The following is an 8,111-nucleotide window of genomic DNA, read 5'->3' on the forward strand; positions in this document are numbered from 1 at the left end:
TTTATGAGCTTAACTAACTGAAACCTTAGCCTAAATTAACCCGCGCATTACGGAACATACGCATCCAAGGGCTATTTTCACTCCAGTCATCAGGATGCCAAGAGTTTGCTACGGTGCGGAATACCCGTTCAGGGTGTGGCATCATAATTGTAACTCGACCATCTTGAGTGGTTAAACCTGTGATTCCGTTCGGTGAACCATTAGGATTCGCAGGATAATTTTGAGTCACATTGCCGTAGTTATCAAGGTAACGTAGCGCGATCGTACCGGATTGTTCCATCGCAGCAAGATGGTTAGCATTACGAACTTCAACCCGCCCTTCGCCATGTGAAACTGCAATTGGCATCCGTGAGCCAACCATTTCATTAAAGAATAACGAATCACTCTTTTGTACTTCAACCAAGCTAAAACGCGCTTCAAAACGCTCTGATTCATTACGCACAAAACGTGGCCATAAATCAGCACCGGGAATCAACTCATGCAAGTTTGACATCATCTGGCAACCATTACACACCCCTAGTGCCAAGGTATCTGGGCGATTAAAAAACGCAGCAAACTGATCACGCGCAATATTATTAAACAACACAGACTTCGCCCAGCCTTCTCCTGCGCCTAATACATCACCGTAAGAGAAACCACCACATGCGACTAAACCATTAAACCCTTCTAATTGTACTTTGCCGCTAAGAATATCGCTCATATGAACATCTCTCGCTTCAAAGCCAGCACGATCAAACGCCGCTGCCATTTCAACATGCGAGTTAACGCCCTGCTCACGTAAAATTGCCATCTGTGGTTTCGCACCAAAATTAATCGCTGGCGCAATAAAAGGCGCTGCTACATCATGGTTAATATCAAACGTTAACTTGGTATGTAAACCCGGATCTTGATTGTCTTTCTTGGCTTCAAATTCTTGCAATGCACCCGTTGGATTATCACGCATCGCTTGCATTTGGTAAGTTGTTTCTGCCCAAATCGCACGTAATTCAGTGCGGTTTTGCTCAAGCACTACATCGTTACCATTCCAAATACGGACGGTATCTTCATCAATCACAGTACCAATAATATGGCTACAAGCAGCTAAACCATTCGCCGCTAATACCGCTTGTACGGCTTCAACATCGTCACTACGCACTTGAATCACAGCACCGAGTTCTTCACTAAAGAGCGCCGCTAATACGTCATCACATCCATCAGTTGCGGCAGTATTAATATCAACTTCGACCCCAGTGTGACCTGCAAAGGCCATTTCAGCTAACGTGACATATAAACCACCATCACCACGGTCATGGTAAGCCAATAGCTTCTCATCACGCACCAAGGTTTGCATCGCATAGAAGAAGCCTTTCAATAATTCAGGGCTATCAACATCCGCCGCTTTATCACCCAGTTGTTTATAAACCTGAGCCAACGCAGTCGCACCAAGGCGGTTTTGACCACAACCAAGATCCACCAGCAATAAACTTGATGCACCTTTATCTGTACGTAATTGTGGGGTCACTGTTTTACGAACATCTTCAACACGACCAAACGCGGTGATCACTAATGACAATGGTGATGTCACTTGTTTCTCTTCACCATCCTGTTGCCACTTGGTCTTCATCGACATGGAATCTTTACCGACAGGGATCGTTAGCCCTAATGCGGGACATAACTCTTCACCAATGGCTTTTACTGCTTCATACAAGCCAGCATCTTCACCGGGGTGACCTGCTGGTGACATCCAATTAGCCGATAAATTAATCCGCTTCATATCACCAATATCCGTACCTGCAATATTAGTAATCGCTTCACCTACGGCTAAACGTGCAGAGGCTCCAAAGTTAAGTAATGCCACAGGGGTACGCTCACCCATCGACATCGCTTCACCGTGATAAGTATCATAACTTGCTGCGGTAACGGCACAGTTAGCCACGGGCACCTGCCAAGGACCAACCATCTGATCGCGTGCAACCAATCCGGTCACACTGCGATCACCAATGGTGATCAAAAAGGTTTTTTCAGCCACAGCCGGTAAACGCAAGATGCGCTGAGTTGCATCTTCAACGGTTATTTCACTGCGATCAAGAGGTTCACCAATCACCGTTAATGTTGTCGCATCACGGTGCATTTTTGGTGCTTTACCCAATAGAATATCCATTGGCATATCAATCGGGGTGTTATCAAAATGGCTATCTTCAAGGCTTAAATGACGCTCCGCCGTTGCTTCACCTACCACCGCATAAGGGGCACGTTCACGCTGACAAATTGCATCAAAAGTTGCCATGTTTTCAGGGGCGATTGCAAGGACATAACGCTCTTGTGATTCATTACACCAAATCTCAAGTGGACTCATTCCTAGTTCATCATTTGGCACGTCACGTAATTGGAACTTACCACCACGCTCACCGTCATTGACTAATTCAGGTAACGCATTAGAAATACCACCTGCGCCAACATCGTGAATAAATGCAATCGGGTTGTCATCACCCATCTGCCAACAACCATCGATCACTTCCTGACAACGACGTTCCATTTCTGGGTTTTCACGCTGTACTGAAGCAAAATCTAAATCTTCTGCTGATTGACCAGATGCCATTGATGACGCCGCACCACCACCAAGACCAATATTCATTGCCGGACCGCCAAGGACAATTAACTTGGCGCCAACAGGAATCTCTTTTTTCTGCACATGATCAGCACGAATATTACCCATGCCACCCGCAATCATAATTGGCTTATGGTAACCACGAACTTCTTCACCTGCATGAGAGGTCACTTTTTCTTCGTAAGTACGGAAATAACCTAGAAGATTAGGACGACCAAATTCGTTATTAAATGCCGCACCACCAAGAGGACCTTCAAGCATGATATCAAGTGCAGTCACGATACGATCTGGCTTACCAAAATCGGTTTCCCATGGCTGTTCAAAACCCGGCACGCGTAAGTTCGATACTGAAAATCCGACTAAGCCTGCTTTAGGTTTGCCACCAATACCGGTTGCGCCTTCATCACGAATTTCACCGCCAGAACCTGTTGCTGCACCAGGCCATGGTGAAATTGCCGTTGGGTGGTTATGGGTTTCAACTTTCATCAATATATGGGTATCTTCTTGATGATAGGTATATTGACGTGAGAGTGGATCAGGGAAGAAACGCCCAACGTGAGAACCTTCCATAACCGCAGCATTGTCTTTATAAGCAGACAGCACGTGTTCATGATTATGCTCGTAGGTGTTTTTGATCATTTTAAATAATGATTTTGGTTGATCGACACCATCAATCGTCCAATCAGCATTAAAAATCTTATGGCGACAATGTTCTGAGTTCGCTTGAGCAAACATCATTAATTCAATGTCATTGGGATTACGCTCAAGCTTAGTGAAATTTTCAACCAAGTAATCAATTTCATCGTCTGCTAACGCTAAGCCCAAGGTGAGATTCGCTTGCTCTAATGCTTGGCGACCACCCGTTAAAATATCAACACTTTTAACCGCTGCGGGTTGTGATTGACTAAATAACGCCGTCGCAGATTCCACATTATCCAGCACCACTTCCATCATCCGATCATGAAGTAATGCTTTTAAGTCATGCAATTGTAATGTGGTTAACGTCGAAGATGATTCAACATAATATGCCGTACCACGCTCAAGACGTTTAATGGTTGTTAAACCACAATTACGCGCAATATCGGTCGATTTTGAAGACCAAGGAGAAATAGTGCCAGCACGAGGAGTAACAAGTAACAATAAACCGTTAGGTTCATGCTCTGCAATCGTTGGGCCGTATGTGAGTAGCCGGCTTAATTTAGCTTTTTCATCAGCCATTAATGTTGCCGTCACATCAGCAAAATGCATAAACTCAGCATAAATACGAATAATAGGCAGATCTAACTCATGACAACGCTCAACTAACTTATTAACGCGAAACTCAGACAAAGCGGGTGAACCACGCAAAATTTCCATGTGCAAAGGTCTCTCGATTAGCAGGTAAAAAAAGTGATATTGAACTAAGCTTTGTTGATATAAAGACTTAACTCAATAGCACCTCGTTCATGACTACGCATTGCTTTAATTCACGTAATAATTATTTATTACCGTTTAACTATTCACGAGCGCCTAGTATAAGGGAATTTTTTTTGTGACGTAACACCTGACGCAACCGTTTGCGTCTTTTTTTTTCAATCCTCATAAAAATATCAAAAAAACACCATTCGTTGTTATTTTTGGGTCACTTTTTAACCAGAGAATAGTCAAAAGTCGCTTTATCTATTCCAATATCTAAATTATGACCACCAATTAAACAGTTCAACTTTGCGCAATTAACAGGGTTTGATATAAAGAACATTCATTATTACTGTAGGTTCGCTTAGTTGATAAATATTCAGTTGTTCACGCTATTCCGCCGTTTTATAAGCCTATTACTACTGATCATATTGATGAGTGGTTGCCAATGGCAAGAGAACACACCCACCAGCCTTGAAAAAATTCAAGATAGTGGTGTATTGCGAGTAGGAACACTAAACAATCAACTGTCCTATTATATTGGCGCTGACGGCCCAACAGGACTCGATTATGAACTGGCACAAACCTTTGCAGAAAAGCTTGGGGTTAAACTTGAAATAACAGCCATGTTTACTTTATCGGAATTATTCCCCGCATTAGAACGTGGCGATATTGATATTATTGCCGCAGGACTCACAGTAACACCGGATCGGCTGCAAGGTTTTCATCCCGCTCCTGCCTATTATTACACGAGCCAAATTGTGGTGTATAAAAAAGGGCAACGCCGACCGCGTAACCTTGCTGAATTAGCCAAAAATAATAAACGCTTAGCCGTTGTAAGTGGTTCAAGTCACGAGCAAAAATTAAAACTAATTCGTCAAAAATATCCAACCTTAGAATGGCAATCAATTCCAGAGTCAGACATTAACGATCTATTAGTAAAAGTTGCCACTGGTGAACTTGATTATACCGTTGCCGATTCTGTTGATGTGGCGTTATTACAACGTATCCACCCCGACATTGCCATCGCGCTGGAATTAACACAAGATGAACCTGTTAGCTGGTTTGTTAAACAAAACAGCAACGATAGTTTGTATGCGTTGATGATTGAATTTTTCGGGAAGATGAAAAAAAACGGCACTATGACGCTGCTTGAAGAGAAATATTTAGGTCATATCGATCAATTTGATTATGTCGATACTCGTGCTTTTTTACGCGCAGTCAACAACACCTTGCCGCAATGGGAAGCGTTATTTAAACAATATGCTAATGGCTTTGATTGGCGTTTATTAGCAGCACTGTCTTACCAAGAATCACATTGGGATCCACAAGCGACTTCACCAACAGGTGTCCGTGGCATGATGATGCTTACCTTACCAACCGCAGAATCAGTGGGTGTTACTAATCGCTTAGATCCAGAACAAAGTATTCGAGGGGGAAGTGAATATCTACGTAAAATGATCGCGCGCGTACCTGACAGTGTCGAAGAGCATGAAAAAGTATGGTTTGCTCTCGCTTCTTATAACGTCGGTTTTGGCCATTTAATGGATGCACGTCGATTAACTAAAGCGCAAGGAGGAAACCCTGATACTTGGGTTGATGTGAAACAGCGCTTACCATTACTAGGACAACGTAAATATTACATTCAATCACGCTATGGTTATGCACGTGGCAATGAAGCACTTAATTATGTAGAAGGGATCCGTCGTTATTACCAAAGTATCATTGGTTATGAAACTACTCATAGCCGTCAATTTACCAGTGATAATTTAAAAATTGTTGATGGACTACAAACAATTACCGCACCACCGACAACGCCAGCTGCCGTTGCACCATTAGACGATAAACAGTAAATAATCACTACAATGTGTATCACCGTAGTGTAATAACAGTATTCAGTGCTCTAGGTTTAGAATAATAGGCTAATTTTTTACACAATGAGAGTTTGATCAACGTTTGACTATTATCCTATAAAGAACACTATCAAAAGATGCACTGCTATGCATAATAAATGGCTTGTATTCAATAATGGTATTGTGAACGGTGATAGCGATATTTATCCGCTAGTTTATTCTTTCACCGTGATCTCGATTCAATGGATGGACCCATGAAATTCACTAAATTAAAATCAAAAACGCAATATATCGCGAAACATATGACTTCCGCAGCAACACGTAGAAAACGTCTCAGTAGTAATCTGCGTAAGAAAATCCTATGGCGTCAGCGTAGCTGTATTCTAACCACAACATCGGAACATGCTTGCCCAAGTATGTAAGTAATAAGCTCGGAATAATTTATATCATCATAAATAGCAACCGAGCTGATTAGAACGGATAATTACTCAAACATCAGGTTGTTGTCGTGCGGCTATCTTGGCCGCTTTTTTCTCTGCTCGACGACGCTTAAAAAAAGCTTGTAACTGCGCTCGACATTCCGTTGCCAATACATCACCTTGAAACAATACGTGATGATTAACGCCTTCATAACTAAGCAAGTTCATTGTACTACCCGCCGCACCCGTTTTCGCATCATGCGCACCAAACACCACTTTTCCAACGCGACTATGTACTATTGCGCCGGCACACATTGGGCAAGGTTCTAACGTTACATACAACGTCGTATCAATCAGACGATAATTCTGTAGCGTTTGTCCAGCTTGACGTAACGCCATCATTTCAGCATGTGCAGTCGCATCATGATGGCCAATAGAGCGATTCCAGCCTTCGCCAATAATCACCCCATTATGCACAATAACGGCACCAACAGGCACCTCCCCCTCAGCTTCTGCTTGAGCAGCTAATTCCATTGCACGACGCATAAAAGCATCATCTTTTGTTGCTGAGTGCTCAGCAGCTAATTCTTTATTTAACATCCGTTATAATTACTTACAAATCATAGTGGCTAATATGAGGAAGTTGCTCTGCCAGATAATCAACCAGCATTCTGACTTTAGGTGATAAATGACGGTTATGTGGGTAAAGCGCCCAAATACCTTCATCTGGCTCTTGGTAATTAGTTAAAATAGGAACAATAGCCCCTGATTCTAAATCCTTATCTATATAGTAGTCAGGTAATTGCGCTAAACCAATGCCTTTAATAACTGCATCTCGTAAACCGTAACCACTATTACAATTAAGCGTACCGCTAACACGAATACTTTTCTCTTTACCTGACTCTTGGAAGCGCCAATGATCATAATTACCAATTAAACAATTATGCTGGCGTAATTCAGATAATGAATGCGGAATACCAAATTTCTGTAAATAGGCAGGTGAAGCACAAACATACATCGTACGACTGGTTAAGCGTTTAGCCATCATTGATGAACTGGTTAAACGTCCTAAACGAATCGCCAAATCAAAACTACCTTCAACTAAATCCACTTGACGGTTAGTTAAGTCAATTGTTACTTCCACTTCTGGATATTGCAGCATGAAATCATTAACCAACGGCATAATGTATTTTTCACCGTAAGTCACAGGCGCTGTTAACTTGATCAAGCCTTGTGGTTTACCGCGTAAATTACTGATCGCACGTTCAGCATCTTCAAGGCCATCTAATACCTGTCGGCAATGCTGATAATAAACATTACCTTCTTCTGTTAGTGAAACCTTACGAGTTGTACGATAAAATAACTTCGTGTTAAGTCTATTTTCTAACGCACTCACCTGCCGACTCACTTGCGCAGTAGAAATACCCAATCGTTTTGATGCTGCTGTAAAACTTTCCGTTTCAGCTACCGCAACAAACTCAGTCACCCCTTCCCATAAAAACATTGTAAGCACCTACCCATCACATGATCGACCGTCGAAATGACGATTATACCGTTTATTATTACATGTGTGTAAAAGTAATTTGTGTTTTTAGGCGATTATCATTATTCGAGAAACAAATACAATAGCAACCATCGAAACGGGGCAATAAAATAATTACTTTTCCCTTTCTACCCAATTCTCATCTACTTTTGATAAAGTAGAGATACATAAAACTAGAGTGAAAATTATGACTGACAAATTTATCAAATCAAAAGCGGCTATCGCGTGGGGTCCTAAACAACCTCTTTCTGTTGAAGAAATTGATGTAATGTTACCTCGCGCTGGCGAAGTATTAGTTCGCATCGTTGCAACTG

The 8,111-nt window shown here is 42.1% G+C and carries 5 protein-coding genes and 1 pseudogene; 3 read left to right on the forward strand and 3 right to left on the reverse strand.

What is annotated here, in order from left to right; genetic code table 11:
- Nucleotides 1-25: 25 nt before the first annotated feature.
- Nucleotides 26-3,943: a phosphoribosylformylglycinamidine synthase gene (purL, locus tag C9J51_RS05830; protein WP_107274896.1), complete on the reverse strand. Its 3,918-nt coding sequence runs from the start codon at nucleotides 3,941-3,943 to the stop codon at nucleotides 26-28.
- Nucleotides 3,944-4,416: 473 nt separating this feature from the next.
- Between purL and mltF the strand changes: the two genes are divergently transcribed.
- Together mltF and C9J51_RS19475 are read left to right on the forward strand one after the other, a co-directional pair.
- Nucleotides 4,417-5,835, forward strand: a complete 1,419-nt coding sequence (mltF, locus tag C9J51_RS05835) for a membrane-bound lytic murein transglycosylase MltF (protein WP_244907430.1) — start codon at nucleotides 4,417-4,419, stop codon at nucleotides 5,833-5,835.
- Between the two features lie 254 nt (nucleotides 5,836-6,089).
- Nucleotides 6,090-6,257: a hypothetical protein gene (locus tag C9J51_RS19475; RefSeq protein WP_164838133.1), complete on the forward strand. Its 168-nt coding sequence runs from the start codon at nucleotides 6,090-6,092 to the stop codon at nucleotides 6,255-6,257.
- A gap of 66 nt (nucleotides 6,258-6,323) precedes the next feature.
- Here the strand turns inward: C9J51_RS19475 and tadA are convergent, their stop codons facing one another.
- Both tadA and C9J51_RS05845 read right to left on the reverse strand, forming a co-directional pair.
- On the reverse strand, nucleotides 6,324-6,854 hold the full coding sequence (gene tadA, locus C9J51_RS05840) for a tRNA adenosine(34) deaminase TadA (protein ID WP_107274897.1): 531 nt from the start codon (nucleotides 6,852-6,854) through the stop codon (nucleotides 6,324-6,326).
- 13 nt (nucleotides 6,855-6,867) lie between these two features.
- Nucleotides 6,868-7,758, reverse strand: coding sequence for a LysR substrate-binding domain-containing protein (locus C9J51_RS05845; protein ID WP_045037555.1), 891 nt, complete (start codon nucleotides 7,756-7,758; stop codon nucleotides 6,868-6,870).
- A gap of 226 nt (nucleotides 7,759-7,984) precedes the next feature.
- Between C9J51_RS05845 and C9J51_RS05850 the strand changes: the two are divergent.
- A pseudogene (locus C9J51_RS05850) lies at nucleotides 7,985-8,111 on the forward strand (S-(hydroxymethyl)glutathione dehydrogenase); the annotation flags it as partial.

This window comes from Photobacterium iliopiscarium (assembly GCF_003026395.1).
Lineage (GTDB): Bacteria > Pseudomonadota > Gammaproteobacteria > Enterobacterales > Vibrionaceae > Photobacterium > Photobacterium iliopiscarium.